A 23937-nucleotide genomic window follows, 5' to 3' on the forward strand; every position below is an offset into this window, starting at 1 on the left:
GACCGAAGCCGTGTCCGCCGAGCGCGCGGCCGACCCGGCGCCGTCCGGCCATCCGTTCCGGTCCGTCCGGCTCGCGACGGACCGGCACATCTTCGACCGGCGGGCGGACGGCACGGTCTATGTGCGCTGCGAGGAGCCGCTCGGGCCCTATGCGGCGCGGGTGACCGACTGGCTCGTCCGCTTCGCGAGCGAGGCTACAGACCGGACCTTCGTCGCCAAACGCGACCGGAGCGGCGCCTGGCAGCGCCTCACCTACGGGGATGCGCTGAGCCGCGCCGAGCGCCTCGGAGCGGCGCTGCTGTCGCGCGGGCTCTCGGCCGAGCGCCCGCTCGTCATCCTGTCGGGCGCCGATCTCGATCACGCCGCCCTCGCGCTCGCCGCGATGCATGTCGGGGTCCCCTATGCGCCCGTCTCGCCGGCCTATTCGGCCTTCGGGGGCGCCTACGAGCGCCTGCGCGACATCCTCTCCCTGCTCACGCCCGGTCTCGTCTATGCGGGCGAAGCCGCCGCTTTCGGGCCGGCGATCGCCGCGACGCTGCCGCCCGATGTCGAGGTGGTGATCCGCGAGGGTACGCTCGTCGACCGGAAGGCGACCTTCCTGGCGGAGTTCGAGGCTGGCCGAGGGCAGCAGATCGCGGCGGCGCATCAGGGCGTCGGCCCGGATACGATTGCGAAGTTCCTCTTCACCTCGGGCTCGACCGGGCTGCCGAAGGCGGTCGTCACCACCCATCGCATGCTCTGCGCCAACGCCGCGCAGCTCCAGGCGAGCTTCCCGTTTCTCACCGAGGAGCCGCCGGTCCTGATCGATTGGCTCCCTTGGCACCACGTCTTCGGCGGCAGCCACAACTTCGACATCGTGCTCTCGAACGGCGGCTCCCTCTATATCGACGACGGTCGTCCGACGCCCGCCCTGATCGGGGAGACGGTCCGGAACCTGCGCGAGATCGCGCCGACCGCCTATTTCACGGTCCCTAAGGGCTATGAATCGCTGATCCCGCATCTCCGCAACGACGACGCCCTGAGGGAGAGCTTCTACCGGCGCCTGAAGCTTACCTTCTTCGCGGCCGCCGGCCTGCCGCAGCCGATCTGGGACGCGCTCGACGGGATCTCGGTCTCGCATGCGGGCGAGCGGATCCCGATGCTCACCGGGCTCGGCGCGACGGAAACGGCGCCCTTCGCCCTCGTCTGCCGGCCGGACCAGTGCCGCTCCGGCCGCGTCGGCCTGCCCGTCCGCGGCGTCGAGCTGAAGCTTGCTCCGGTCGAGGACAAGCTGGAGGCCCGCGTGCGCGGGCCGAACGTCACGCCCGGCTACTGGCGCAATCCCGAGCTGAGCGCGGCGGCGCGGGACGAGGAGGGATTCTACCGCTTCGGCGACGCGCTGCGCTTCGTCGATCCGGCCAAGCCCGAGATCGGCCTCTATTTCGACGGCCGGCTGAACGAGGATTTCAAGCTGACCACGGGCGTCTGGGTGTCGGTCGGGCCACTCCGGGCGCAGTTCCTCAACGCTGCCGCTCCGCTTGCGCGCGACATCGCCATCGCGGGTGAGGGCCGCGACGCCGTAATGGGGCTGATCGTGCCGGACATGGAGGAGTGCCGCGCGCTCTGCCCCGATCTCGACGCCGCCGTTCCGGCGGCCGAAGTTCTTGCCGACGAGCGGGTGCGGGCGGCGTTCGCGCGCGTCCTGTCGCGCCTCGCCCAGGCCTCGACGGGATCGTCGAACCGCATCGCGGGAGCGCTGCTCCTGGACAAGCCGCCTTCCATCGACCTCAACGAGGTGACAGACAAAGGCTCCATCAATCAGCGCGCGACCTTGCGGAACCGCGCCGCCCTCGTCGAGGAACTCTATGCCGAGCCCCCCTCCCCCCGCGTCATCAGGCCCGGAGACGCCTGAGATCGTGGGGTTCACGCATCGGCGCAGCCTGACGGTGGAATGGGGCCATTGCGACCCGGCGGGCATCGTCTTCAACCCGCGCTATTTCGAGTTCTTCGACTGGTCGACGGCACTCCTGCTGGAGGCGGCGCTCGGGCTGAACAAGGCCGCCATGATGGCCGAGTACGCGATGGCCGGCACGCCCGTCGTCGACACGCGGGCGCGCTTCCTGGCGCCGGCCCGCTTCGGCGACGTGGTCGAGATCGCGTCAGGGATCATCGGCCTCGGCCGATCGAGCTTTCGCGTCCGCCACAAGTTGACGAATGCGGGACGGCTGGCCGTGGAGGGCGAGGAGACGCGGGTCTGGACAATGCGCGACCGCGATCATCCCGAACGCTTGCGCGCGGAGGCCCTGCCCGAGGCGGTCGCCGGGAAGCTGAGAGGCGGTTGAGAACGCCGCGGCCGGGCGACGCGGGCCGCGACAACTTTGCCAATCCCCCTGCCCTTCTTGGGTTCCAATGCGAACATGTGCTCGGGCGCAAAAATCTTCTGTCTCTCCGCGCTTTCAGTCTAGATATCTTCCGGAAAGGCCCTATACACACCCCCGTCAAAGTACGTCGCGCACGCGAATCGACGAGAGTTCAAACATGGAATCCGCCACGGACATTCAACCGCAAGAACTGGTGGAGCTCACGAGCGAGATTGTCTCGGCCTACGTGGCCAACAACAAGATTCCCTCGGCAGAGCTTCCCGAGGTGATCGCCTCGGTGCACATGGCCTTGCGCAAGCTCGAGGAAAAGAAGCCTCCGGAGCCGGAGAAGCCGACTCCCCTGATACCGATCAAGAAGACGATCACGCCGGATTACTTGATCAGCCTCGAGGACGGCCGCCGGTACAAGTCGCTGAAGCGGCACCTGTCCGGCCGGGGGCTCACGCCCCAGGAATACCGTGAGAAGTGGGGCCTGCCGAAGGATTATCCGATGGTCGCCCCGAACTATGCGAAGCAGCGTTCGGAGCTCGCCAAGGCGCTCGGCCTCGGCCAGCAGCGCCGGAAGAAGGCCGAGGAGGCCGGATCCGGGGCTGCCGCCCCAGAGGCCGCTCCGGTCGCTCCGGCCACCCCGGCCACCCCGGCCACTCCGAAGCGCCGCGGCCGGTCGAAGGCGAACGGCGGCAGCTGAGCAGGGCGCGCAAGGCCCGCCCTCATCGACGACAAGGGCTCGGCTCCCCGCCGGGCCCTTTCCTTTTGGTCCCGCATCTCGCAGGGCGAGGCCGCACGGCCTATCTTGCGGCCATGATCCCGCTTTCCGTCCTCGACCTCTCCTTCGTCAGGTCCGGCTTCCCGCCGAGCGCGGCGCTGCGCGACTCGATCGACCTCGCCCGTCACTGCGACGCGCTCGGCTTCTCGCGCTACTGGCTCGCCGAGCACCACAACCTGCCCTCCGTCGCGAGCCCCGCGCCCGAGATCATGATCGGCCAGATCGCCGCCGTAACCTCCCGCATCCGGGTCGGCTCGGGCGGCGTGATGCTGCCGAACCATGCGCCCCTCATGGTGGCCGAGCGGTTCCGCATGCTGGAGGGCCTCTTTCCGGGACGCATCGATCTCGGCCTCGGCCGCGCGCCGGGCACGGACGGCGTCACGGCGGTCGCGCTTCGGCGCCACCAGGAAGAGCGTGGCGGCGACGAGTTCCTGGAGCGGCTGCAGGAGCTGATCCTCTGGGACACGGGCGGCTTCCCCGAGGGGCATCCGTTCAGGCGCGTCACCGCAATGCCGTCCGACGTCCGCCTGCCGCCGATCTTCCTCCTCGGCTCCTCCGGCTATTCGGCGCGGCTTTCGGCGCAGATCGGAATGGGCTTCGCCTTCGCGCACCATTTCGCGACGCACGACGTGCAGGACGCCATGCTCGCCTATCGCAGCGGCTTCGTGCCGTCGCAATGGCGGGAGAGGCCGCACGCCATCCTGGCCGTGTCGGCCGTCACCGCCGAGACCGCGGAGGAGGCGGAGCGCCTCGCCTCCAGCCAGGACCTGTCCTGGCTGCGGCGCGAGAGCGGCGAGTTCGGCCCGCTGCCGAGCCCGGAAGAGGCCGCGGCCGTCCGCTACACGGACTGGGACCGCCAGCGTATCCAGCGCAACCGCGCGCGGATGTTCGTCGGCACGCCGGACCGGGTCCGCGACCGCCTGCTCGAATTCGCGCGCTCGACCCAGGCCGACGAAATCATGATCACCTCGGCGATCCACGATCAGGCCGCGCGCCGGCGCTCGTACACGCTCCTGGCGGAAGCCTTCAGCCTGCCCCGCGCGCTCGCCGCGTGAGCGGTCAGCTTTCCCCCTCCCCTGGGCGGCGCTAAGAGGGCTCACTTCGGAGCGGCCATGAATGCCGCTCAGCAACAGGAGGCTTCGCCCTTGACGAGACAACGACCGCCGTTCCGCGCCGACATGGTCGGCAGTCTGCTGAGGACCGCCCCGCTCAAGGAGGCGCGCGAGAAGCACGCCGCCGGCCAGATCGACGCGGCTGCGCTCAAGGCCGTCGAGGACGAGGAGATCCGCAAGGTCATCCGCAAGCAGGAGGAGGTCGGGCTGCAGGCCGTCACGGACGGGGAATTCCGCCGGGCCTTCTGGCATTACGACTTCCTGGAGGAACTCGACGGGGTTCAAGGTGTCTGGCTCGAGCAGGGCGTCCAGTTCAAGGGCGCGCAGCTGAAGCCGAAAGGCCTGCGCGTCGTCGGCAAGATCGGGTTCACCGCGCACCCGATGCTCGAGCATTTCCGGTTCGTGAAGGAGAATACGAGCCGGATGCCGAAGATGACCATTCCGGGGCCCAGCATGCTCCACTATCGGAGTGGGCGGCAGATGATCAATGCCGGCCTGTACCCCGACATGAACGAATATTATGCCGACCTTGGACGCGCCTACAACAAGGCGATCCATGCGTTCTACGATGCCGGATGCCGCTACCTGCAGCTCGACGACATCTCCTTCGCCTATCTCTGCGATCCCGAGCAGCGGCAGATGCTCGCGCAGCGCGGGGACGATCCGGAGAAGCAGGCCGAGATCTATGCCGGGATGGTTCGCGAGGCGCTCAAGGACAAGCCGGCCGACCTGACGGTCACCATGCATCTCTGCCGCGGCAACTTCCGCTCCACCTTCGTCGCCTCCGGCGGCTACGAGCCGATCGCCGACCTGCTCTTCAACACGATGCCGGTCGACGGCTACTTCATGGAGTGGGACACGGACCGCGCGGGCGGCTTCGAGCCGCTCCGCTTCCTGCCGAAGGGCAAGACGGTCGTGCTCGGCCTCGTGACCTCGAAGACCGGCACGCTCGAGAAGCCCGAGGACGTGAAGCGGCGCATCGAGGAGGCGGCGAAGTTCGCCGATCTCGACCAGCTCTGCCTGTCCCCGCAATGCGGCTTCGCCTCCACGGAGGAGGGCAATACCCTCGCGGAAGAGGAGCAGTGGTCGAAGCTCGAGATGATCGTCGCCGTCGCCGGCGAGGTCTGGGGCGGTTCGGCGACGCCCGCCAAGGCTGCCTGAATCGCTCGAAGGTGACGCTCCTGTGACACGCATGTGTCACAGGACGCCGCTAAGGCTGTCCCGGTGCCGCACCGGTAGGGCCGCTCAGGCCCATGGAGTTGAGTTCAGATGGCCAAGTCCGGGAAGACAAGGGTGCCCAAGAAGGTTGCCGGCCTGAAGGTGCCGAAGGCGCTCAGGAAGTCGGGCGTGCTCGAAACCCTGGTCGGCAGTCGCGCGGGCCGGGAGATCCTGGCGGATGCGCTCGTCGCGGCAGCGACGGCGGCGGCCGCGGCGCTGGTCAAGGATCGAGGGGAGCGCCACGGCACGCGCGACGAGGACGGCCGTCGGCGGAGCCGCCCGCACTCGATCATGTCGGACGCGACCCAGGCGGCGGCCGGCGCGATCGCCGGGTTCGTGACGGATGCCGCCCAGAACCTGATTGCCGGATCCGATCCCGCGGAGAGCAAGCCCAAGGCTGCCAAGGCCGCGCCGCGCCGTCGCCAGCCGAAGCCGAAGACGAAGGCCGAGCCCGCCGGCGAGGCGGCCGGCCCGGCCGACGGGGGCTAGAACCCGGCCCGGCGCGCCTTCTGGACGAGAAGCGCCTCGATCGTCACGGCATTGGGGCAGTAGGTTTCGAAGTTTTCTGCCGCGGTGCCGCGCTCCAGGTTGCGATGGCACCGGCTCCGCCCGTCGCAGCCTGCGCAGGTCGCCTCGAGATCGCGCATCACGCCCGGATGCTCCCGCGCGATCTCCCCCTCGTCCATGCCGAGTTCCGAAAGGAGCTGCGACAGCTCGAGCCGTCCCGTCCCGCCGTGCTCGACGATGCGGCTCAGCATCTCCTCCGGAAGCCGGACGTCGCGCGCAATCGCGGCACGCTCGCCCGACCCGAGATGGTTGAATTCGGTTTCAGCTTTCCGGTCCGTCCACCAGGACCGAAGCGTCGTGGCCATGCTCATCCCGCGTCCCTCCCGCGCCCGGCACCCCGCCAGCCTCGCGGCAAGGCTATCCGCGGCGCGCGAGCCGACCTTGATCTGGCGCAAGCGTGGTGCGGCTCCGGAATTTGCGGAGGATCAACGCCGCCCGCGCGGCGAGCTCCCATCAGGACGGAGAAGGCGCAGGCGGCGCCGGAACCCTGGCCAGAGATGAAAGACGACCTGCATGCGCGCTACGGCGAGGAACGCCTGCCGCGCTACACCAGCTACCCGACCTCCCCGCACTTCTCGCCGGCGATCGATACGGCGTCCTACGAGGGCTGGCTCGCCTCCCTCGCCGGCGACCTGCGCGCTTCGCTCTACATCCACGTCCCGTTCTGCCGCGCGATGTGCTGGTATTGCGGCTGCCACACGTCGATCACGAAAAGGGACGAGCCGATCGCCGCATATCTTGCCGGGCTCCGGAGCGAGATCGGCACGGTTGCGGACCGGATCGGCCTCCCGCTCGCGGTCGGGCACGTCCATTTCGGGGGCGGCACGCCGACCATCATGCGGCCGGAGGAGTTCGTCGCTCTGGCCGCGCTCCTGCGCGCCCGGTACCGCCTTGCGGCCGATGCGGAGGTCGCGGTCGAGATCGATCCGCGGACCCTCGCGACCGGCATGATCGCGGCGCTCGGAGCGGCGGGCGTCACGCGGGCGAGCCTCGGGGTGCAGAGCTTCGATCCGGCCGTCCAGGCTGCGATCGGGCGCGTGCAGAGCTTCGCTCAGACGGCGCGCGCGGTCGACGCGCTGCGGACGGCCGGCATCCGGGGCATCAATCTCGACCTGATCTACGGCCTGCCTCGCCAGACGGCGCGATCCTGCCGCGACACCGTCCGGCGCTGCCTGGAGCTACGGCCGGACCGGCTCTCCGTGTTCGGCTACGCGCATGTACCGTCCTTCAAGAAGCACCAGCGCAGGATCGATGAGGCGGCGCTCCCGGACGGCGAGGCGCGGCACGAACAGGCCGAGGCGATCGCGGAGGCGCTCGTGGCCGCCGGCTACCGCCGGATCGGGCTCGACCACTACGCGCTCCCGGAGGACGAGATGGCGCGGGCGCATGCGGCAGGCCGGCTTCGCCGGAATTTCCAGGGCTACACGACGGACGATGCCGACGTGCTGATCGGGTTCGGCGCCTCGGCGATCGGACGGCTGCCGCAGGGCTACGTGCAGAACGAGGTCGTCGTCTCGCGCTATCTGGAACGGATCCGGGAGGGTGGGCTCGCGACCGCGAAAGGCTGTCCGCTGACCCCGGACGACCGCCTGCGCGCAAAGGTCATCGAACGGATCATGTGCGACGGCGAGGTCGATCTCGCGCCGCTCTGCGCGGAGCACGGCGCGTTGCCGCAGACGTTCCTCGGCAGCCTGCCGAAGCTGCGCGCGCTCGAGGCGGACGGGCTGATCCGCATCCGCGGCCCGGTCGTGACCGTGGCGGAGGAGGCGCGGCTCCTTGTCCGCACCGTCGCCTCGGCCTTCGACGCCCATCTCGGCCAGTCCGGCCGGGCGCACAGCCCGGCCGTTTGAGCTTACAGCACGGCGCGTCCGCCCGGGACCACCGTCGGCCGCGCGGCTTTCGGTGTCGCCGCGGCCGCCCCGTTGCCGTGCGCGACCGCCTTGAGCGCGGGCGCGCGCTTCGGCGCCGTCAGCTTGAGCGTGCCCTCCTCGCGCAGGAACTCCTCGAAATACGCGATCGTCCGCACGAGGCCTTCCCGGAGCTGGATCTGCGGCTCCCAGCCGAGCTCCGTCCTCGCGACGGAGATGTCGGGCCGGCGCTGGCGCGGATCGTCGGCGGGAAGCGGCCTGTAGACCACCTTCGAGCGCGAGCCGGTCAGGTCGAGGACGATCTCGGCGAGCTCGGCGATGGAGAACTCGCCCGGATTGCCGAGATTGACCGGACCGGTCACCTCCGGCTGGGTGTTCATCAGCTTGAGGAAGCCCTCGATCAGGTCGTCGACGTAGCAGAAGGACCGCGTCTGCGAGCCGTCGCCATAGACGGTGATGTCCTCGCCCTTGAGCGCCTGGACGATGAGGTTCGAGACCACCCGCCCGTCGTTCGGGTGCATGCGCGGCCCGTAGGTGTTGAAGATGCGGGCGACCTTGATCTCCACCCGGTGCTGGCGGTGGTAGTCGAAGAACAGCGTCTCCGCGCAGCGCTTGCCCTCGTCGTAGCAGGAGCGGATGCCGATCGGGTTCACCCGGCCCCAGTAGCTCTCCGGCTGCGGATGCACCTCCGGATCGCCGTAAACCTCCGACGTCGAAGCCTGCATGATCCTGGCGCGCAGGCGCTTGGCGAGACCCAGCATGTTGATCGCGCCGTGCACGCTCGTTTTCGTTGTCTGTACGGGATCGAACTGATAGTGAATAGGCGAGGCTGGACAGGCCAGATTGTAGATCTCGTCCACCTCCACATAGAGCGGGAAGGTCACGTCGTGGCGCAGCAGCTCGAATCGATCGTGGTCGAGCAGCTTCTGGATGTTGCGGCGCGTGCCCGTGAAGAAGTTGTCGACGCAGAGGATCTCGTGGCCCTGGGCGAGGAGCCTCTCGCAGAGGTGGGAGCCGAGGAAACCGGCCCCGCCGGTCACGAGCACTCTCTTCGTCGAGCCATAACGCATGCGACCCCGATCCTCCGCCTTGCGCGGCACGCGTAACGTGCCGCGGGTCTCGACCACTCGCGGTCCGCGAAACTGTGAGCGAATGGCTAGGGTAAGTTCAAGCTGGCGCGACTTGTTCCGCCTCGATCAGATACGATGAAGTTCCTATTCCGCTAGCTGGCGCATGACGCGGATGAGGTCCGCCTTGCCCTCGAAGCCGATTCCCGGCAGCTCCGGCATGACGATGTGCCCGTCCTGGACCTTCACGCTGTCCGGGAAGCCGCCATAGGGCTGGAACAGGTCCGGGTAGCTCTCGTTTCCGCCGAGCCGAAGCCCGGCCGCGATGTTGAGCGACATCTGGTGGCCGCCATGGGGGATGCAGCGGGAGGGTGACCACCCCATTCCGGAGAGGACCTCGAGCGTGCGCAGGTATTCGCACAGGCCGTAGGAGAGCGCGCAGTCGAATTGCAGCCAGTCCCGGTCCGGCCGCATGCCGCCGTAGCGCAGCAGATTGCGGGCATCCTGGTGCGAGAAGAGGTTCTCGCCCGTGGCCATCGGGCCCGGATAGAATTCCGACAGGGCCGATTGCAGCGCATAGTCGAGCGGATCGCCCGCCTCCTCGTACCAGAACAGCGGGTAGTCCCGGAGCATCCGGGCGTAGTCGATCGCGGTGACGAGATCGAAGCGGCCGTTCGCATCGACGGCGAGCTGGGCGTCGCCCTCGATCTCGTCCAGGACGGCCTCGATCCGCCGGCGATCCTCGTCGAGGGACGCGCCGCCGATCTTCATCTTCACGACGGTGTAGCCGCGCTCGACATAGCTGCGCATCTCGGCACGCAGCATCGAGTCGTCCTTGCCCGGATAGTAGTAGCCGCCCGCGGCATAGACGAAGACCTTCGGATCGGCCTCGCGGGCGCAGCGCTCCGCCAGGAGCCGGAACAAGGGCTTGCCCTCGATCTTGGCGACCGCGTCCCAGACCGCCATGTCGATGGTCCCGACCGCGACCGAGCGCTCGCCGTGCCCCCCCGGCTTCTCGTTCTGCATCATCGTGTCCCAGACCTTGTCCGGGTCCAGGTTCTCGCCGCTCTCGTCGAGAAGGCTCTCGGGCGCGGCTTCCAGGATGCGCGGCCGGAAGCGCTCGCGGATCAGCCCGCCCTGGCCGTAGCGGCCGTTCGAGTTGAAGCCGTAGCCGACGACGCGGCGGCCGTCCCGGACGGCGTCGGTGACGACGGCGACGAGGCTCGTCGTCATCTTCGAGAAATCGATATACGCGTTGCGGATCGGCGAGGCGATCGGCTGCGTCACCTCCTTCACGTCGAGAATACGAACGGACATCGCGCTCTTTCGGCTTCTTGGCTGGAGAGGGCGGCGCCGCTCCCATCCCGTCCCTATCGATGCAAGGTGTGAAAGATCAATGCCGTGCGCGCCGCAGGCCGCGACCGGGGCGGTCTCCCTGGACGAACGCTTCTTCGCACGCGACGTCGTGACCGTCGCGCGCGAGCTGATCGGCGCGACGCTCCTCGTGGCAGGTGTCGGCGGGGTGATCGTCGAGACGGAGGCGTATGACCGCGAGGACCCCGCCTCGCACAGCTTCTCCGGGCCGACGCGGCGGAACGCGGCCATGTTCGGCCCGCCCGGCCGCGCCTATGTGTATCGCTCCTACGGGATCCACTGGTGCCTCAACTTCGTCTGCGGCGAGGCCGGCCACGGCAGCGCCGTGCTCGTGCGGGCGCTCGAGCCGCGGGCCGGACTCGACACCATGCGGGCCCGCCGGAACCTGGACGAGCCGCGCGCGCTCTGTGCCGGGCCCGGGAGGCTGACCCAGGCGCTCGGGATCACCATCGCACATGACGGACTGCCCCTCGCGGAGCCGCCTTTCGCGGTGCTCCCGCGAGGCTGCGAACCGCCCATCGTGGCCGGGCCGCGGATCGGAATCAGCAAGGCGGCCGAGCTGCCCTGGCGCTTCGGCCTCGCAGGTTCGCGCTTTCTCAGCCGTCCTTTCCCGAAGGTCTGACACCCGCCTTGCGGATGCGGAAGACGAGCGCCGTGCCATCCCGCGCCTGCCCTTCCAGGCTGTCCCCGGTCTCGCGAAGAAGGTGCGGGATGTCGATTCCGGCAAGCGGGTCGGTGCACTCGACGACCAGCGCCTCCCCCGGCGCGAGACGCGCCAGGGCGGCGCGCGTCCTCAGCGCCGGCAGGGGGCATTTGAGACCGCGCAGGTCGAGGCGCGTCGCATCCGTCCGGGACATGGCGATGGGCCACATGCCGCATGGAGGTTTGCGGCGCCAGTCTGGCATGCCAGAATTCTTTCGGATCATGACTGCCCTCGTACTCGGAAGACCCTTCCCGGCGTCCCCCGGCCTGCTCGTCCCGGCGGCCCGCGTGCTCGCGGAGCTGACGCGGGATCTCGCGCCCGTGGCGGTGCGGCGCCTGCCGTTGGGGGAAGCCGAAGGCGGCGTGCTCGCCGCCGCGCTCGTCGCGCCCTCGCCGGTTCCGCCCCGCGCGGTGGCTCTGCGGCGCGGCTATGCGGTCGCGGCTGCCGATACGACCGGCGCGGGGCCCTATTCTCCCCTGCCCCTCGCATCCGTCCCGACTTTGGTCGGGCCCGGGGATGTTCTTCCGAGCGGGGCCGACGCCGTGCTGCCGGAGGACGCCGTCAGCATCGCCGCAGGGCTGGTGGAGGTCCAGGAGAGCGTCGCGCCGGGCTTCTGGGCGCGGCGCCGCGGCGAGGATGCCGCCGCCGGCACGGTGCTCAGGGAGGCCGGCCTTGCGCTCCGGCCGGTGGACGTGGCCGTCGCGGGAGCCGCCGGGCTCCAGGAGGCCTTGATCCGTCGTCCGAAGGTTCTGGTGGCCGGACGGGGCGATGCGGCCGGGCTCGTCGCGGCGCTCGCGCGCGAGGCAGGCGCGGAGGTCCGGCTCGCGCCGAAGATCGGTCCGGGCGAGAGTGCCGGCTACGATCTCGCCATCGTCATCGAGGCTGTGGAAGAACAAGCGAAGGCCCTGCCGGAGGCGGGCGGCCGGCTTGTCGCCGCCCGGCTCGCGCTGTGGCCGGGCGAGGACGGCGCCGCCCTAGTGGAAGGCACCTGTCCGGTCCTGCTGGCCCAGCCGCGGCTCGCGGATGCGCTGGGCGTCTTCCTCGGGCTCGGCCTGCCGGTCCTCCGTCAGCTCGCCGGAGCCAAGCCGGGGTTGGTCGAACGGGGCCCCCTGGCCCGCAAGGTCGCCTCGTCGGTCGGGATTGCCGAGCTCGTGCTGCTGCGCCGCGCGCCCGGAGGGCTCGAACCCCTCGCGACGGGCGATCCTCCGCTCGCGGCCATCGCGGCTGCCGAGGCATGGCTCATCGTCCCGCCGGAGAGCGAAGGCTTTGCGGCGGGCGAGACGATCGAGGCGGAGCGATTCCGGCCGTGAACAGCCTCCCCCGCGATCTTCCCGCCGGCGCGGCGCAGGAGCAGTTCCTCCACGTCCTGCCGCGCGACGAAGCGCTGCGCCGCTTCGAGGCGGCGCTGCAGGCCCGGCCGGTCGGAACCGAGCGCGTCGCTCTTTCCGGCGCCCTCGGCAGGGTGGTCGCGTCCGACATCCCGGCCGCGATCGACGTGCCGCCCTTCGATCGCGCATTGGTGGACGGTTTCGCCGTGCGGTCGGCCGATCTCGCCGATGCGTCCGCCGCGCTGCCCGTCCGCCTCAGGCTGAACCCGGAGACCATCGCCTGCGGAGTCGTGCCGGCTGTCGCGGTGGAGCCCGGGACCGCGACCCCGATCGCGACCGGCGGGCCGGTCCCGCGGGGGGCGGATGCGGTGATCATGGTCGAAACGACCGAGCCGGCGGGCCCCGACGGGATCGAGGTGCGTCGACCGATCTCGCCCGGAGCCTTCCTGTCCTTCGCGGGCTCGGACATCACGGCCGGCGAGACGCTGGTCCGGCGCGGCACGATCGTCGGCTCGCGCGAGATCGGCGTGCTCGCGGCCTGCGGCGTGGCCGAGATCGAGGTCTGGCGGCGGCCTCGCGTCGGGATCCTCTCGACGGGCGACGAGCTCGTCGCACCCGGAGAGCCGCTCGGGCCTGCTTCCATCTACGATTCGAACGGGCCCGTGGTGGCAGCGGCGGTCGCCGAGAACGGCGGCGAGCCGGTATCCTACGGCGCCGTCCCGGACGATCCGGACCGACTCAGGGGCGCCATCCGGCGCGCCCATGCCGAATGCGACATGATCGTGCTCTCCGGCGGCACGTCGAAAGGCGCGGGCGACCTCACCTACCGCCTCGTCGCGGAGCTCGGCCCCCCCGGCATCGTCGCGCATGGCGTGGCGCTGAAGCCCGGAAAGCCGCTGCTCCTGGCAGTCTGCGCGGGCAAGCCGGTCGTGATCCTGCCGGGCTTCCCGACCTCGGCGATGTTCACCTTCCACGACATGGTGGCGCCGAGCCTGCGCCGCCTGGCCGGCCTGCCGCCCCGCAGCGCGGCGAAGGTGCAGGCGACGATCCCGATGCGCGTGCCGTCCGAGCTCGGCCGCACCGAATTCGTCATGGTCTCGCTGCTGGGGCTGGAGGACGGCCTGGCCGCCTACCCGCTCGGGAAGGGCTCGGGCTCGGTGACGGCCTTCTCCCAGGCCGACGGCTTCATCACGGTCGAGGCGCTTGCGGATGCCGTCGCGGCGGGCACGCGCAGCGAGGTGACGCTCTTCACACCGCACGTGACCGAGCCCGACCTCGTGATCATGGGCAGCCATTGCCTCGGGCTCGAGCCGATCATCTCGCGCCTGGCAGAGGATGGGATCAGGGCGCGGCTCATGGCGGTCGGCAGCCAGGGCGGCCTCGCGGCGGCGAGGCGAGGCGAGTGCGACATCGCGCCCATCCACCTCCTCGATCCCGCAACCGGCATCTACAACCGCCCCTATCTGGCGCCGGGGATGGAGCTGGTAGAAGGCTGGCGGCGCATGCAGGGCTTCGTCTACCGGCGTGGAGACCCGCGCTTCGAGGGCCGCTCGCCCGCCGAGGCGGTCGCCTCGGCCCTGGCCGATCCGGACTGCCACATGGTCAACCGCAATGCCGGCGCCGGCACGCGCATCGTCATCGACGGGCTGCTCGGCGGTGCTCGGCCGGAGGGCTATTCGAACCAGCCGCGCTCGCACAACGCGGTCGCGGCGGCGATCGCGCGCGGCCGGGCGGATTGGGGCGTCGCGATCGGGCCGGTCGCGGAGCTCTACGGCCTGGGCTTCATTCCGATCGCGGAGGAGCATTTCGACTTCGCGCTCGTCTCGTCCCGGCGCGGGCGGCGCGGCGTCGCCGCCTTCCTGGCCGCGCTCGAGGAGCCGGCGACCCTCGCCTCGCTGCGGAAGCTCGGCTTCCGGCCGGCCGCGGAGAGCTGACATGCGTGTCATCGGGCTCGCCGGCTGGAGCGGCGCCGGAAAGACGACGCTGGTCGCCAGGCTCATTCCGGAGCTGCGGCGACGAGGCATGTCCGTATCCACCCTCAAGCACGCCCACCACGCCTTCGACATCGACCAGCCCGGCAAGGACTCGCACACCCACCGCGAGGCGGGCGCGACGGAGGTGCTCGTCGCCTCCAGCCGACGCTACGCCATCGTTCACGAGCTCCGGGACGAGCCGGAGCCCCCGCTGGCGCAGCTTCTCGGCCGCCTGTCGCCGGTCGACCTCGTCGTGGTCGAGGGGTTCAAGCGGGAGCCCCACCCCAAGATCGAGGTGCATCGCACGGCGAATGGCCGGCCCTTCCTCTTCCCCGAATTCCCGGGGATCGTCGCCCTGGCGACGGATGCCGAGGCGCCGCCCGGCCTGCCGGTTCCCGCCATGCATCTGGACGATGTGCCGGCCATCGCGGAGGCGGCGACCGCCCACGCGCTTCCCTTGCCGGAGGTTCTCGCGCGGCTCGCGGCCGAGCCTTCGCCTGCCTGACCATGGCGCAGCTCACGAACGACTGTTTCGCCGCCGGCGACCGGCTGCTGCCGATGGAGGAGGCGCTGGCGCTGATCGCCGCGCGCGTCGCCTGCATCGTCGGCACCGAGCGGGTGCCGCTGGCGGAGGCCGACGGCCGTGTTCTCGGGGAGCCCCTGACCGCAGGGGTGAACCTGCCGCCCTTCGACAACTCCGCCGTCGACGGCTACGCGGTCAGGTTCGGCGATCTCTCGCCGGCGGACGACACGGTGCTTCCGATCTCCGGCCGGATCGCGGCCGGCGCGCGGCCTGCGGCGGCGGAGACCGCAGGGGCTGTGCGCATCTTCACCGGCGCGCCCATGCCGGCCGGCTTCGACACGGTCTTCATGCAGGAGGACGTGGTTCTGGAAGGACCGGATCGCGCGCGCCTTCCGAAAGGGCTGAAGCGCGGCGCCAACCGCCGCCTCGCGGGCGAGGATCTGGCCGCAGGCGCGCTCGCCCTCCCGGCGGGGCGGCGGCTCCGGCCGGCCGATCTCGCCCTCCTGGGGGCGCTCGGACTGGCCGATGCGCCCGTGCGGCAGCGGCTCCGCGTCGCGGTCCTGTCGACCGGCGACGAGGTCGCGGCTCCGGGCAAACCGCTCCGGCCGGGCCAGCTCTACGACGCGAACCGGCCGATGCTCGCCGCCCTGCTCCGGCGCAGCGGCTGCACCGTGAGCGATCTCGGCATCGTGCCCGACCGCCGGGAGGCGATGCATGCGGCCCTGACCGAGGCGGCCGCATGCCACGACCTCATCCTCACCTCCGGCGGCGTCTCGACCGGCGAGGAGGACCACGTCCGCGCCACCGTCGAGAGCGCCGGGGCGCTGACCTTCTGGCGGATCGGGATCAAGCCGGGCAGGCCGGTAGCGATGGGCGTCGTGGCCGGAAGCGCCTTCATGGGCCTGCCCGGGAATCCCGCTGCCGCCTTCGTCACCTTCGCGTTCCTCGGGCGGGCGCTCGTGGCCCGCCTTGCCGGCGAGGAATTCCGCGCGCCCGAGCCCGTCGAGGTCGCGGCCGGCTTCGCCTACCGGAAGAAGGAGGGCCGGCGGGAATATGTCCGCGTGCGGCTGACCCGCGGCGGGGACGGGCGGCTCCGGGCCGAGAAGCACCCGCGCGAGGGCGCCGGCGTGATCACCTCGCTCACGGAGACCGACGGGCTGGTCGAGCTGCGGGAGGATGCGACGGGCATCGTGCCCGGCGACCCGGTCGGCTTCTATCCCTACGCCGTGCTCTACTGAGCGCGTCCCGCCGCGAGCCGGCGCGCCTCCTCGAGATCCTCCGGCGCATTCACGTTGAAGAAGGGATCCGGGCTGCCCGACCATTCGGCGGTCGCGGCTCCGTGCCGGGCCGTCCAGCGCCCGACCTTGCGCTCGCCCTCCTGCACGAGCGCCCGCCGCAGGTCGTCCCGAAGCGCAACGGGCCAGAGGCCGTTGACCGGATGCGTCCGGCCGCCCGAGGCCGCCGAGGCGAGCGGAGAGCCTGCCGCCGAGCGGGCCGCATGAAGCCGGGCCACGAAGTCCTGCGGCAGGAAGGGCGTGTCGGCGGCCGCCGTCGCGATCCAGCCGAGGTCGGGCCTGTGCGCCGCGGCCCAGTCGAGTCCGGCCAGCACGCCGGCGAGCGGCCCGGCGAAGCCGGGAACCGAATCGGGCACGACGGGAAGGCCGAAGGACGCGAATCGCTCCGGATCGCCGTTGGCGTTCAGGATCACGCCCGCGCATTGCCGCCCGAGCCGCTCGACCAGCCGCTCCAGGATCGTCCGGCCCTCGATGAGGCTCAGACCCTTGTCGCCGCCGCCCATCCGGCGTGCGAGCCCGCCGGCGAGCACGACGCCGAGCGTGTCAGGATGGGTCGTCATCGGTTCCGCCTCTCCGGCTTTCCTTAACCGCTCCGCAACCCTGTTTGCGGAAAATTCGAGCCTGTCGCCGGGGTCCTGCCGGCGGGCTTGGGACGGAGATGGGGCGTCACTCGAACCTGCGCTGGGCCTGCGCCACGGTCGTGCCCTGGGCTCTCGCCGCGGGGCTCCTGGTGTCGTTCACGGCGGTCGCGAGCAACGACCCCAAGGCGGGCATCAGCGCCGGCCCCGCCTATCGCCAGGGCGCGCTGCCGGAAGCCCGGCTCGTCTCGCCCGCGGGCATCGTCGCGAGCGCGAGCCTGCGCCTTCCCGCCATCCGGCTCGACGAGGTCGTCCCGGAAGCGGCTCTCGCGCAGCTCCGCCACGAGGCGAAGGCTGACGTGCAGGCCCTGCCCGAGGTCACCCGCTCCCGCAAGGGCGCTGCCCTCCCGGCCCTCAGGCCGAGCCTGAGCCGCCGCGGAATCGAGCTTGCGCGGCTGTCGCCGCCCGTCTCGCAGCGCCTCGCCTTCGCGCGCGACGAGCGCATCCTTCCCCCGACCGTCCTGATGCCGGGATCGGTCGAGGGTCCCGACTGGGAGGCGTCCCGCTCGCTCGAACCCTGGTCCGGCGAGGACCCGACCGTCACCACCCGGAATTCCAGCTCCGTCCAGTCGCCGAGGGCGGCCGCCGCCGGCTCGACCGGCGCCTCGCGCGGGCCGGCGCGGCTTTCCGGCGACGGCGCGACGCCCACGACCTCCCGCGCGCTCGCACTCGCCTCGACGACGCCGGCTGCCGTGGACAACGTCCCGCTCGCCATCGCGGCCGCGCCCGTATCGCTGCCCCTCCTGCCCCAGGCGCAGCAGCCCGAGGCGCGGCCGCGCTACGCGGACCTGATCGCGCCCGGGAGCCTCGAACGCGAGCAGCGCTGCCTCGCCGAGGCGGTCTATTTCGAGGCCCGCAGCGAGCCCGAGGACGGCCAGGCGGCCGTGGCCCAGGTCGTCCTCAACCGTGTCCGCAGCGGGCTCTATCCGGCCTCCGTCTGCGGGGTCGTGTACCAGAACCGCCACCGCCACCTCGCCTGCCAGTTCACCTTCGCCTGCGAGGGCAAGGCCCTGCGGGTGACGGACGCGGAGGCGTGGGAGACCGCGAAGCGGGTGGCGCGCGACGTCACCGAGGGCCGCACCTACCTCACCGATGTCGGCGGCGCGACGCACTACCACGCCGACTATGTGCGGCCGTACTGGGCCAAGCGGCTCAAGAAGATGGACGTCATCGGCCGGCACATCTTCTACCAGCTCCGCCCCGGGCAGACCTGACCTGGCGGATGTGGCCTCCGCGCCACGACTTGGGCCGGCCGATATGCTAGGAGGCCATAGTTTCGGCGCAGACCTGCGCGACCGCTCCCCGATATGAGACGCATAGGCCTCGCAATTCTCGTGGCCGCGCTGACCGCCGCGGCGGGCGGTGCGCAGGCGCAGAACATCTTCGAGCTGCTGTTCGGCATCAAGCCGTCCCGGCCGCCGCAGCAGCCGCCGGCCTACCAGCGGCCGGAGCCTGCGCCCCCGCCCGAGATGCCGTTCGACGAGCCCCGCCGCCCCTCCGCGCCGGCGGGCCCTGCCCTTCCGCGCGTCGGCTCCGTGAAGGCGCCGAGCGAGGATTCGGTTCTCGGCCGCGATCTCAAGCAGAACGGCTCGAACGGAAGCCTCAGGATCGAGCGGACATCGCGCGGCGATCTTCGGGTGCGGATGACGCTCGTGGGGCGCCGCTCGGCGCAATCGGTCGAAACCTGCACGATCCCGCTGGCGGGCGGGGACGGCGCGCCGCTGGTCGCGCAGGGCCGGCCGGAGGGCGCCCCCCGCTACCAGCTCCAGGACCCGACCTGCCCGCTGCAGTTCGACATCCTGGACGAGGCCGTCCTGATCAAGGGCCCGTCCGACATCTGCGTCTTCCAGAGCGTGTCCTGCCAGGCCGATCCGAGCGGGATGTGGGGGCCGGAGCCGGCGCAGCTGATGCCGAAGGTGCGGGACTACGAGGCCATGCGCGCCTCGGCCGACAGGATCGTGCGGGACAACTACAAGGTCCTGGCGAGCCGGGCGCGGCCGGAGAATGCGCGGCCGATCATCGCCGAGCAGGCCGCCTTCTCGTCCGACCGCGAGATGATGTGCCGCTCCTATGCGCGCGAGGGGACGACGAGCTTCTGCAACGCCAAGTTCACCGAAGCCCGGGCGCTCTCCCTCGCCACGCGCCTCGGAATCGGCGTCTCGACCGCCTCGGCCGAGCCGCGGCCCCGCCGGCGGCAGCAGACCGACCCGTACGCGCTCCCCTCCACCGACGAGCTGATGCAGCGCCAGCCGGGCGAGGATTGAGGCTCAGCCGGCGATCCGGCCGCGCTCCCAGCCCAGCATCGCCTGCTTCCGGGTCAGGCCCCAGTGGTAGCCGGTGAGCTGGCCCGAGCGGCCGAGCACCCGGTGGCAGGGCACGACGAAGGAGATGGGGTTCTTGCCCACGGCCGCGCCGACCGCCCGCGCGGCGCTCGGCCGGCCGATATGCGACGCGATCCCCGAATAGGTCGTGGCCCGGCCGAGCGGGATGCGCAGCAGCGTCTGCCAGACGCGGATCTCGAAATCGGTCCCGATCAGCACCACGCGCAGCGGCGTGTCGCCGCGCCAGAGCGCCGGCTCGAAGATGCGGCGGGCATAGGCCGCCGTCGCGCCCGCATCCTCGCGATACGATGCCCGCGGCCAGCGCCGGCGCATGTCGGCGAGGGCATGCCCCCGGTCCCCGTCGTCGACGAAGCCGAGCCCCGCGATTCCGCGCTCGGTGGCGACGACGATCGCCTCGCCGAACGGCGATGGGTGGAAGCCGTAGGCCATATCGAGCCCGGCACCCCCGGCCTTGTACTCGCCTGGCGTCATCGCCTCGTGCGTCACGAAGAGGTCGTGCAGCCGGCCCGGCCCCGAAAGGCCGACCTCGTAGCTGGTGTCGAGGACCGAGGCCGAATCGGCGAGCAGCGCCCGGGCGTTGTCGAGCGTGATCGCGGCGAGGAAATCCTTCGGCGTGAGCCCGCACCAGCGCCGGAAGAGGTGATGGACGTGGGTGGTCGAGAGCCCGGCATGGGCGGCGATTTCGTCCAGCGAGGGCTGGTCCCGCCAGCGCTCGGAGATGAAGGAGACGATGCGGCGGACGCGCTCGTAATCCGGGGTCGCGGGCTCCTCCCGCCAGAGATCCGGTGCAGGCGCGTGCCGCGCGGTCGGCATGAGATCGAGCATGATCCTGTCCTTGAGCCTTGGCGCAGACTAGCCCACGCCACGCCCTCCCGGACACCCGTTTCCTGACGGCGGAAGGCCGTCGAGAGGTCGTTTCCACATCGGGCCGGAGCGCGTATCTAGGCCCTCGCGCCACCCTCCCGTCCGGCGAGTTCCATGCCAGCACCCGAGTATCCGCGGAGCTACGATCCGACTGCGTCCGAACCGGGGAACCGGATCGAGGCGGTCCGTCGCTCGCCTGCCTTCCGCTACGCCGCCGTCGCGATCTGCGGGCTCGGGCTTGCCACCGCGGGCTCGACCTTCCTCCGTCTGTCGCAGGGCTGGCGCGAGCCTCCGGCCCGGCTGGCCGAAGCAACTCCGCCGGCGCCCATCGCTCCTCCTGTTCCCCAGGCGGTCCCGGAGGTCGCCCCGCAACGGGTCGAACCGTCGGCCCGAGAGCCCGCAGCCGCCGTGCCGCCGGGGCCGAGCGAGGCTCACCCCGTTCGGCAAGCCGAGACGGAGCCCGCCGCTCCGGCCATCGCCCCCAAGGCGGAGCCTCGCCCCGCGGCAAGCGCCGAGATCATCGAACTTCAGCCGAATCGCCGGACCGAGCCCACGTCGGAACAGCCCGCCCAGGTCGCCCAGGCGCCGGAGCCGTCGCCGGCCCCGCCCGAGGAGCAACCTCGGGCGACGGCGCAGGCGCCCGCAGCCGCGCCCTCGTCTGAGCCTTCTGCCTCGACGGGTCCGGAACCGCTCCGCCCCGCCGAGCCTCCGCCCGCGACGGCGCCGGCGCGCGTCGCCCAGCCGGACCGGCCCCTTGCCGAACCGTCTTCGCCTCGCCCCGAGCCGGAGCGGCGCGCCAAGCCGTCCGAACAGGGGAGCCGCCCCGTGCGGCGCGACGAGCGTCCGAAGGCGGCTCCCCGCCGCAGCCGCTACGCCGAGCCTCGGCAGCCGGCCGCACCCGCGCAGCTCCGGCCGATCGCCGCGCCTGCCGGCAGCGCCGCGAATGTGCGGGCCTACAGCTTCGCGGCGAGCGGCGGCCGCGTGACGGAGGCCTATGGCGCGCGCGTGCGGATCATCCGGGTGCGCTGACCTTCAGCGGCGCGGGAATTCGAGCCCCATCTCGCGGTAGCGGGCGGGATCCTCGCTCCAGTTCTCGCGGACCTTGACGTGCAGGAAGAGGTGGACGGGCGCCTCCGCCGCCTCGGCGATGTCGCGGCGCGCCGCCTGGCCGATCGCCTTGATGGTCTGCCCCTTCTCGCCCAGCACGATCTTGCGCTGGCTCTCGCGCTCCACGAACACCGTCTGCTCGATCCGGACGGAACCGTCCGGCCGCTCCTCCCAGGAATCGGTCTCGACGGTGGATTGGTAGGGCAGCTCGTCGTGGAGCCGCTCGAACATCTTCTCGCGCGTGATCTCGGCCGCGAGCATGCGCAGCGGTGCGTCCGTGATCTGGTCCTCGGGATAGAGCCAGGGGCCCGGCGGCATCAGCCCGGCGAGGCTCCGCTTCAGATCCTCCACGCCGTCGCCCGTGAGGGCCGAGATCATGAAGGTGTGCTCGAAGGCGAGCCGCCCGTTCAGTTCGGCAGCGAGCGCGAGCAGCCTGTCGCGCTGGATCAGGTCGACCTTGTTCAGGATCAGGACCTTGGGCCGCCTGATCCCGGCGAGCCGCGCAAGCAGCGCCTCCACGTTCTCGTCTGGCCCCCGGCGGGCATCGACCAGGAGCCCGATCGCGTCGGCGTCGCCGGCGCCGCTCCAGGCGGTGGTCACCATGGCGCGGTCGAGCCGGCGCTTCGGCTGGAAGATGCCGGGCGTGTCCACGAAGATGATCTGGGCGGTGCCCTCGATCACGATGCCCCGCACGAGCTGGCGCGTCGTCTGCACCTTGCGCGAGACGATCGAGACCTTCGCGCCGACGAGGCTGTTCAGGAGCGTCGACTTTCCGGCGTTCGGCGCTCCGATGAGGGCGACGAAGCCGCAGCGCGTCTGTGCGGTCGGTTGGTCAGGCTGCATCTTCGCTCGTCCAGACGCCCTCGCGGGTCAGCATCGCGAGGGCCGCCTTCTGCTCGGCCTCCCGCTTCGACTTGCCGTTCCCGACCGCCTCCTCGACGCCCTTGATCCGGGCGACGACCGAGAAATGCGGCGCGTGGTCGGGGCCGGAGCGCTCCACGACCGCATAGGTCGGGGTCGCCTTGCCCCGGGCCTGCGCCCATTCCTGCAGCGCCGTCTTCGGGTCCCGGGGCGGGGTGGTCCTGGCACGGATCTGCTCGCCGAGCGCGCGCTCGACGACGCCCCTGGCGGCCTCGTAGCCGCCGTCCAGGAACACGGCGCCGAGCACCGCTTCCGTCGCGTCGGCGAGGGTCGCCGGGTTGCGCCGGCCGCCCGCCTTGCCCTCTCCCGAGCCCAGCCGGAGGAAGGCGCCGAGTTCCCAGCGCTCGGCGAGATCGAAGCAGGTCTCGCGGCGGACGAGATCGGAGAGGCGGCGGGACAATTCGCCCTCGGCCGCGGCCGGGAAGGTCGCGTAGAGCATCTCGGCTACGGCCAGGCCGAGCACCCTGTCGCCGAGAAACTCGAGACGCTGATTGCTCTGGCCTGCCTCGCCGGCCGCCGCGCTCACATGCGTCAGCGCGCGCTCGAGGAGCAGCGGATCGCGGAAGGAGTGTCCGAGCCGTGTCTCGAGCCCCGACGGGTCGGGCTTGCTGCGACGCGCCATCCCGGGCTCAGCGGATGGGATCGAGGATCCGGCCCCAGCGCACCGTCCAGGGCCATTCCCAGATCCGCCAGGCCGAGGCGTTCTCGTCGATGGAGAAGAATATGATCTCCGCCCGCCCGACGAAGTTCTCGAACGGAACGAAGCCGACGCTCGATTCGTCGCGCGAATCCGTGGAGTTGTCGCGGTTGTCGCCCATCATGAAGAAATGGCCGGGCGGAACGGTATAGACGTAGGTGTTGTCCCAATAGCCGTGGTCGCCGTCCCGCTCGATGACGCGGTGCGTCACGCCGTTCGGCAGGGTCTCGTCGTATTGGGGGACGCTCACCGGCCGGCCGTAGGGATCGGTCGTACGGTAGTCCTCGACGCGCTTGCGCACGACGGCCTTGCCGTTGATGTGCAGCACGCCGTCGACGACCTGGATCTTGTCTCCGGGAAGCCCGATCACGCGCTTGATGTAGTCCGTCGAGTTGTCCTTGGGCAGCTTGAAGACCGCAATGTCGCCGCGCTGCGGCTCCGACGCCCAGATCCGCCCCGAGAAGAGAGGCGGGCTGAACGGCATCGAGTGCCTGGAATAGCCGTAGGAGTATTTGGAGACGAACAGGTAGTCGCCGACGAGGAGGGTGGGGACGAGCGAGCCCGACGGGATGTTGAAGGGCTGGAACAGCAGCGTCCGGACCACGAGCGCGATCAGGAGCGCCTGAACGACGACCTTCACGGTCTCGAGCAGCCCGCCCTCGTCCTTGGTCCTGATCTTGGCGCCCGTATCCACCCGAGCCATGCTGATCCTCCGGCCGGCGCTCCCGGCGGGCCCCTCGCGCTCTAGACTATGCCCTACCGGGCGGCAATGCGGCCGATCAGGACCGCTTCACCGCCTCGATCACGACGAAGGCCTGCGCGAGCGGCGGATCGTCCGTGAGCGACACGTGGACCACCGGCTCGTGGCCGTCGGGCACCATGCGCGACAGGCGCTCGAGCGCCCCTCCGGTCAGCCGCATCGTGGGCTTGCCGCCGGGCAGGTTCACGACCTCCATGTCGCGCCAGAAGACGCCGGCCCGCATGCCCGTCCCGAGCGCCTTGGAGCAGGCCTCCTTGGCCGCGAAGCGCCGCGCATAGGAGCCGGCGCGGTTCGCCCGCCCCTCGCTCTTCGCGCGCTCGCCGCTCGTGAAGATGCGGCCGGTGAAGCGCTCGCCGAACCGCGCCAGGGACTTCTCGATGCGACGGATGTCGCAGAGGTCGGACCCGATGCCGATAATCATTCCCGCTCTGCCCCGAGGCCGGACTTCGCCGGC

At 71.1% G+C, this 23937-nt stretch carries 25 protein-coding genes; 15 read left to right on the plus strand and 10 right to left on the minus strand.

Annotated features, from left to right (window positions below):
- Window positions 1-10 precede the first annotated feature (10 nt).
- From HJG44_RS07355 to HJG44_RS07380, 6 genes are all read left to right on the plus strand, one after another.
- Window positions 11-1891: an AMP-binding protein gene (locus HJG44_RS07355; protein ID WP_171217704.1), complete on the plus strand. Its 1881-nt coding sequence runs from the start codon at window positions 11-13 to the stop codon at window positions 1889-1891.
- A 4-nt stretch (window positions 1892-1895) separates the two neighbouring features.
- Window positions 1896-2321, plus strand: a complete 426-nt coding sequence (locus tag HJG44_RS07360) for an acyl-CoA thioesterase (protein ID WP_346767117.1) — start codon at window positions 1896-1898, stop codon at window positions 2319-2321.
- Between the two features lie 196 nt (window positions 2322-2517).
- Window positions 2518-3048 (plus strand): Ros/MucR family transcriptional regulator, encoded by a 531-nt coding sequence (locus HJG44_RS07365; protein ID WP_171217706.1) that lies wholly within the window; start codon window positions 2518-2520, stop codon window positions 3046-3048.
- Between the two features lie 113 nt (window positions 3049-3161).
- Window positions 3162-4181, plus strand: coding sequence for an LLM class flavin-dependent oxidoreductase (locus tag HJG44_RS07370; RefSeq protein WP_171217707.1), 1020 nt, complete (start codon window positions 3162-3164; stop codon window positions 4179-4181).
- 90 nt (window positions 4182-4271) lie between these two features.
- Window positions 4272-5399 carry a 5-methyltetrahydropteroyltriglutamate--homocysteine S-methyltransferase gene (locus tag HJG44_RS07375; protein ID WP_171217708.1) on the plus strand — a complete coding sequence of 376 codons (1128 nt, stop codon included), beginning with the start codon at window positions 4272-4274 and terminating at the stop codon, window positions 5397-5399.
- 132 nt (window positions 5400-5531) lie between these two features.
- Window positions 5532-5945 (plus strand): hypothetical protein, encoded by a 414-nt coding sequence (locus tag HJG44_RS07380; RefSeq protein WP_171217709.1) that lies wholly within the window; start codon window positions 5532-5534, stop codon window positions 5943-5945.
- On the opposite strand, the gene HJG44_RS07385 is transcribed toward HJG44_RS07380, so the two are convergent.
- A complete protein-coding gene (locus HJG44_RS07385) occupies window positions 5942-6334 on the minus strand; it encodes a hypothetical protein (RefSeq protein WP_171217710.1) in 393 nt (130 codons plus the stop codon). The genes HJG44_RS07380 and HJG44_RS07385 overlap by 4 nt on opposite strands.
- A 186-nt stretch (window positions 6335-6520) precedes the next feature.
- Here HJG44_RS07385 and hemN point away from each other — a divergent pair, with 186 nt between their 5' ends.
- The gene (gene hemN, locus HJG44_RS07390; protein ID WP_171217711.1) at window positions 6521-7873 is read left to right on the plus strand and encodes an oxygen-independent coproporphyrinogen III oxidase; all 1353 of its coding nucleotides are present in this window, start codon (window positions 6521-6523) and stop codon (window positions 7871-7873) included.
- Window positions 7874-7875: 2 nt separating this feature from the next.
- Here the strand turns inward: hemN and HJG44_RS07395 are convergent, their stop codons facing one another.
- Window positions 7876-8961 carry a UDP-glucuronic acid decarboxylase family protein gene (locus HJG44_RS07395; RefSeq protein WP_171217712.1) on the minus strand — a complete coding sequence of 362 codons (1086 nt, stop codon included), beginning with the start codon at window positions 8959-8961 and terminating at the stop codon, window positions 7876-7878.
- A 144-nt stretch (window positions 8962-9105) separates the two neighbouring features.
- The gene (locus tag HJG44_RS07400) at window positions 9106-10275 is read right to left on the minus strand and encodes a mandelate racemase/muconate lactonizing enzyme family protein (protein WP_171217713.1); all 1170 of its coding nucleotides are present in this window, start codon (window positions 10273-10275) and stop codon (window positions 9106-9108) included.
- A 79-nt stretch (window positions 10276-10354) separates the two neighbouring features.
- Here HJG44_RS07400 and HJG44_RS07405 point away from each other — a divergent pair, with 79 nt between their 5' ends.
- Window positions 10355-10954: a DNA-3-methyladenine glycosylase gene (locus tag HJG44_RS07405; protein WP_171217714.1), complete on the plus strand. Its 600-nt coding sequence runs from the start codon at window positions 10355-10357 to the stop codon at window positions 10952-10954.
- Here the strand turns inward: HJG44_RS07405 and HJG44_RS07410 are convergent.
- Window positions 10929-11237 carry a sulfurtransferase TusA family protein gene (locus tag HJG44_RS07410; RefSeq protein ID WP_346767118.1) on the minus strand — a complete coding sequence of 103 codons (309 nt, stop codon included), beginning with the start codon at window positions 11235-11237 and terminating at the stop codon, window positions 10929-10931. The genes HJG44_RS07405 and HJG44_RS07410 overlap by 26 nt on opposite strands.
- Before the next feature lie 19 nt (window positions 11238-11256).
- On the opposite strand from HJG44_RS07410, the gene HJG44_RS07415 reads away from it, so the two are divergent.
- The 4 genes from HJG44_RS07415 to HJG44_RS07430 are packed head-to-tail and all read left to right on the plus strand — an operon-like array spanning window position 11257 to window position 16097.
- A complete protein-coding gene (locus HJG44_RS07415; RefSeq protein WP_171217715.1) occupies window positions 11257-12345 on the plus strand; it encodes a MoeA family protein in 1089 nt (362 codons plus the stop codon).
- Complete coding sequence (locus HJG44_RS07420) at window positions 12342-14297, plus strand: molybdopterin biosynthesis protein (RefSeq protein ID WP_346767119.1); 1956 nt, start codon at window positions 12342-12344, stop codon at window positions 14295-14297. The genes HJG44_RS07415 and HJG44_RS07420 overlap by 4 nt, the downstream gene beginning before the upstream one ends.
- A 1-nt stretch (window position 14298) precedes the next feature.
- On the plus strand, window positions 14299-14841 hold the full coding sequence (gene mobB, locus HJG44_RS07425; protein WP_171217717.1) for a molybdopterin-guanine dinucleotide biosynthesis protein B: 543 nt from the start codon (window positions 14299-14301) through the stop codon (window positions 14839-14841).
- Window positions 14842-14843: 2 nt separating this feature from the next.
- A complete protein-coding gene (locus HJG44_RS07430; protein ID WP_171217718.1) occupies window positions 14844-16097 on the plus strand; it encodes a molybdopterin molybdotransferase MoeA in 1254 nt (417 codons plus the stop codon).
- On the opposite strand, the gene mobA is transcribed toward HJG44_RS07430, so the two are convergent.
- Window positions 16091-16714, minus strand: coding sequence for a molybdenum cofactor guanylyltransferase MobA (gene mobA, locus HJG44_RS07435; RefSeq protein ID WP_171217719.1), 624 nt, complete (start codon window positions 16712-16714; stop codon window positions 16091-16093). The two genes, HJG44_RS07430 and mobA, sit on opposite strands and share 7 nt — an antisense overlap.
- A 98-nt stretch (window positions 16715-16812) precedes the next feature.
- On the opposite strand from mobA, the gene HJG44_RS07440 reads away from it, so the two are divergent.
- The gene (locus HJG44_RS07440; RefSeq protein ID WP_171217720.1) at window positions 16813-18006 is read left to right on the plus strand and encodes a cell wall hydrolase; all 1194 of its coding nucleotides are present in this window, start codon (window positions 16813-16815) and stop codon (window positions 18004-18006) included.
- 93 nt (window positions 18007-18099) lie between these two features.
- Window positions 18100-19056: a hypothetical protein gene (locus HJG44_RS07445; protein ID WP_174873174.1), complete on the plus strand. Its 957-nt coding sequence runs from the start codon at window positions 18100-18102 to the stop codon at window positions 19054-19056.
- Window positions 19057-19059: 3 nt separating this feature from the next.
- Here the strand turns inward: HJG44_RS07445 and HJG44_RS07450 are convergent, their stop codons facing one another.
- The gene (locus tag HJG44_RS07450; protein WP_171217721.1) at window positions 19060-19959 is read right to left on the minus strand and encodes a methylated-DNA--[protein]-cysteine S-methyltransferase; all 900 of its coding nucleotides are present in this window, start codon (window positions 19957-19959) and stop codon (window positions 19060-19062) included.
- Window positions 19960-20112: 153 nt separating this feature from the next.
- Between HJG44_RS07450 and HJG44_RS23355 the strand changes: the two genes are divergently transcribed.
- Window positions 20113-21027 (plus strand): hypothetical protein, encoded by a 915-nt coding sequence (locus HJG44_RS23355; RefSeq protein WP_210260981.1) that lies wholly within the window; start codon window positions 20113-20115, stop codon window positions 21025-21027.
- 3 nt (window positions 21028-21030) lie between these two features.
- Here the strand turns inward: HJG44_RS23355 and era are convergent, their stop codons facing one another.
- The 4 genes from era to acpS form a co-directional block, all read right to left on the minus strand.
- Complete coding sequence (era, locus tag HJG44_RS07460) at window positions 21031-21948, minus strand: GTPase Era (protein ID WP_171217723.1); 918 nt, start codon at window positions 21946-21948, stop codon at window positions 21031-21033.
- Window positions 21938-22648, minus strand: coding sequence for a ribonuclease III (gene rnc / locus HJG44_RS07465; RefSeq protein WP_171217724.1), 711 nt, complete (start codon window positions 22646-22648; stop codon window positions 21938-21940). The genes era and rnc overlap by 11 nt, the downstream gene beginning before the upstream one ends.
- A 7-nt stretch (window positions 22649-22655) precedes the next feature.
- The gene (gene lepB, locus HJG44_RS07470; RefSeq protein ID WP_171217725.1) at window positions 22656-23426 is read right to left on the minus strand and encodes a signal peptidase I; all 771 of its coding nucleotides are present in this window, start codon (window positions 23424-23426) and stop codon (window positions 22656-22658) included.
- A gap of 76 nt (window positions 23427-23502) precedes the next feature.
- On the minus strand, window positions 23503-23904 hold the full coding sequence (acpS, locus tag HJG44_RS07475) for a holo-ACP synthase (protein ID WP_171217726.1): 402 nt from the start codon (window positions 23902-23904) through the stop codon (window positions 23503-23505).
- Window positions 23905-23937 lie beyond the last annotated feature (33 nt).

Origin of the sequence: Enterovirga aerilata (assembly GCF_013044135.1) — a bacterium.
Lineage (GTDB): Bacteria > Pseudomonadota > Alphaproteobacteria > Rhizobiales > Beijerinckiaceae > Enterovirga > Enterovirga aerilata.

Bases quoted from the DNA above. Each gene is read 5' to 3' on its own strand.
- HJG44_RS07410 (WP_346767118.1), bottom strand. From the start codon at position 11,237: ATGCCAGACTGGCGCCGCAAACCTCCATGCGGCATGTGGCCCATCGCC.
- HJG44_RS07445 (WP_174873174.1), top strand. From the start codon at position 18,100: ATGAGACGCATAGGCCTCGCAATTCTCGTGGCCGCGCTGACCGCCGCG.
- hemN (WP_171217711.1), top strand. From the start codon at position 6,521: ATGAAAGACGACCTGCATGCGCGCTACGGCGAGGAACGCCTGCCGCGC.
- HJG44_RS07440 (WP_171217720.1), top strand. From the start codon at position 16,813: ATGGGGCGTCACTCGAACCTGCGCTGGGCCTGCGCCACGGTCGTGCCC.
- HJG44_RS07405 (WP_171217714.1), top strand. From the start codon at position 10,355: ATGCCGTGCGCGCCGCAGGCCGCGACCGGGGCGGTCTCCCTGGACGAA.
- mobB (WP_171217717.1), top strand. From the start codon at position 14,299: ATGCGTGTCATCGGGCTCGCCGGCTGGAGCGGCGCCGGAAAGACGACG.
- HJG44_RS07450 (WP_171217721.1), bottom strand. From the start codon at position 19,959: ATGCTCGATCTCATGCCGACCGCGCGGCACGCGCCTGCACCGGATCTC.
- HJG44_RS07370 (WP_171217707.1), top strand. From the start codon at position 3,162: ATGATCCCGCTTTCCGTCCTCGACCTCTCCTTCGTCAGGTCCGGCTTC.
- HJG44_RS07430 (WP_171217718.1), top strand. From the start codon at position 14,844: ATGGCGCAGCTCACGAACGACTGTTTCGCCGCCGGCGACCGGCTGCTG.
- HJG44_RS07415 (WP_171217715.1), top strand. From the start codon at position 11,257: ATGACTGCCCTCGTACTCGGAAGACCCTTCCCGGCGTCCCCCGGCCTG.
- HJG44_RS07395 (WP_171217712.1), bottom strand. From the start codon at position 8,961: ATGCGTTATGGCTCGACGAAGAGAGTGCTCGTGACCGGCGGGGCCGGT.
- HJG44_RS07365 (WP_171217706.1), top strand. From the start codon at position 2,518: ATGGAATCCGCCACGGACATTCAACCGCAAGAACTGGTGGAGCTCACG.
- mobA (WP_171217719.1), bottom strand. From the start codon at position 16,714: ATGACGACCCATCCTGACACGCTCGGCGTCGTGCTCGCCGGCGGGCTC.
- lepB (WP_171217725.1), bottom strand. From the start codon at position 23,426: ATGGCTCGGGTGGATACGGGCGCCAAGATCAGGACCAAGGACGAGGGC.
- HJG44_RS07385 (WP_171217710.1), bottom strand. From the start codon at position 6,334: ATGAGCATGGCCACGACGCTTCGGTCCTGGTGGACGGACCGGAAAGCT.
- HJG44_RS07400 (WP_171217713.1), bottom strand. From the start codon at position 10,275: ATGTCCGTTCGTATTCTCGACGTGAAGGAGGTGACGCAGCCGATCGCC.
- rnc (WP_171217724.1), bottom strand. From the start codon at position 22,648: ATGGCGCGTCGCAGCAAGCCCGACCCGTCGGGGCTCGAGACACGGCTC.
- HJG44_RS23355 (WP_210260981.1), top strand. From the start codon at position 20,113: ATGCCAGCACCCGAGTATCCGCGGAGCTACGATCCGACTGCGTCCGAA.
- era (WP_171217723.1), bottom strand. From the start codon at position 21,948: ATGCAGCCTGACCAACCGACCGCACAGACGCGCTGCGGCTTCGTCGCC.
- acpS (WP_171217726.1), bottom strand. From the start codon at position 23,904: ATGATTATCGGCATCGGGTCCGACCTCTGCGACATCCGTCGCATCGAG.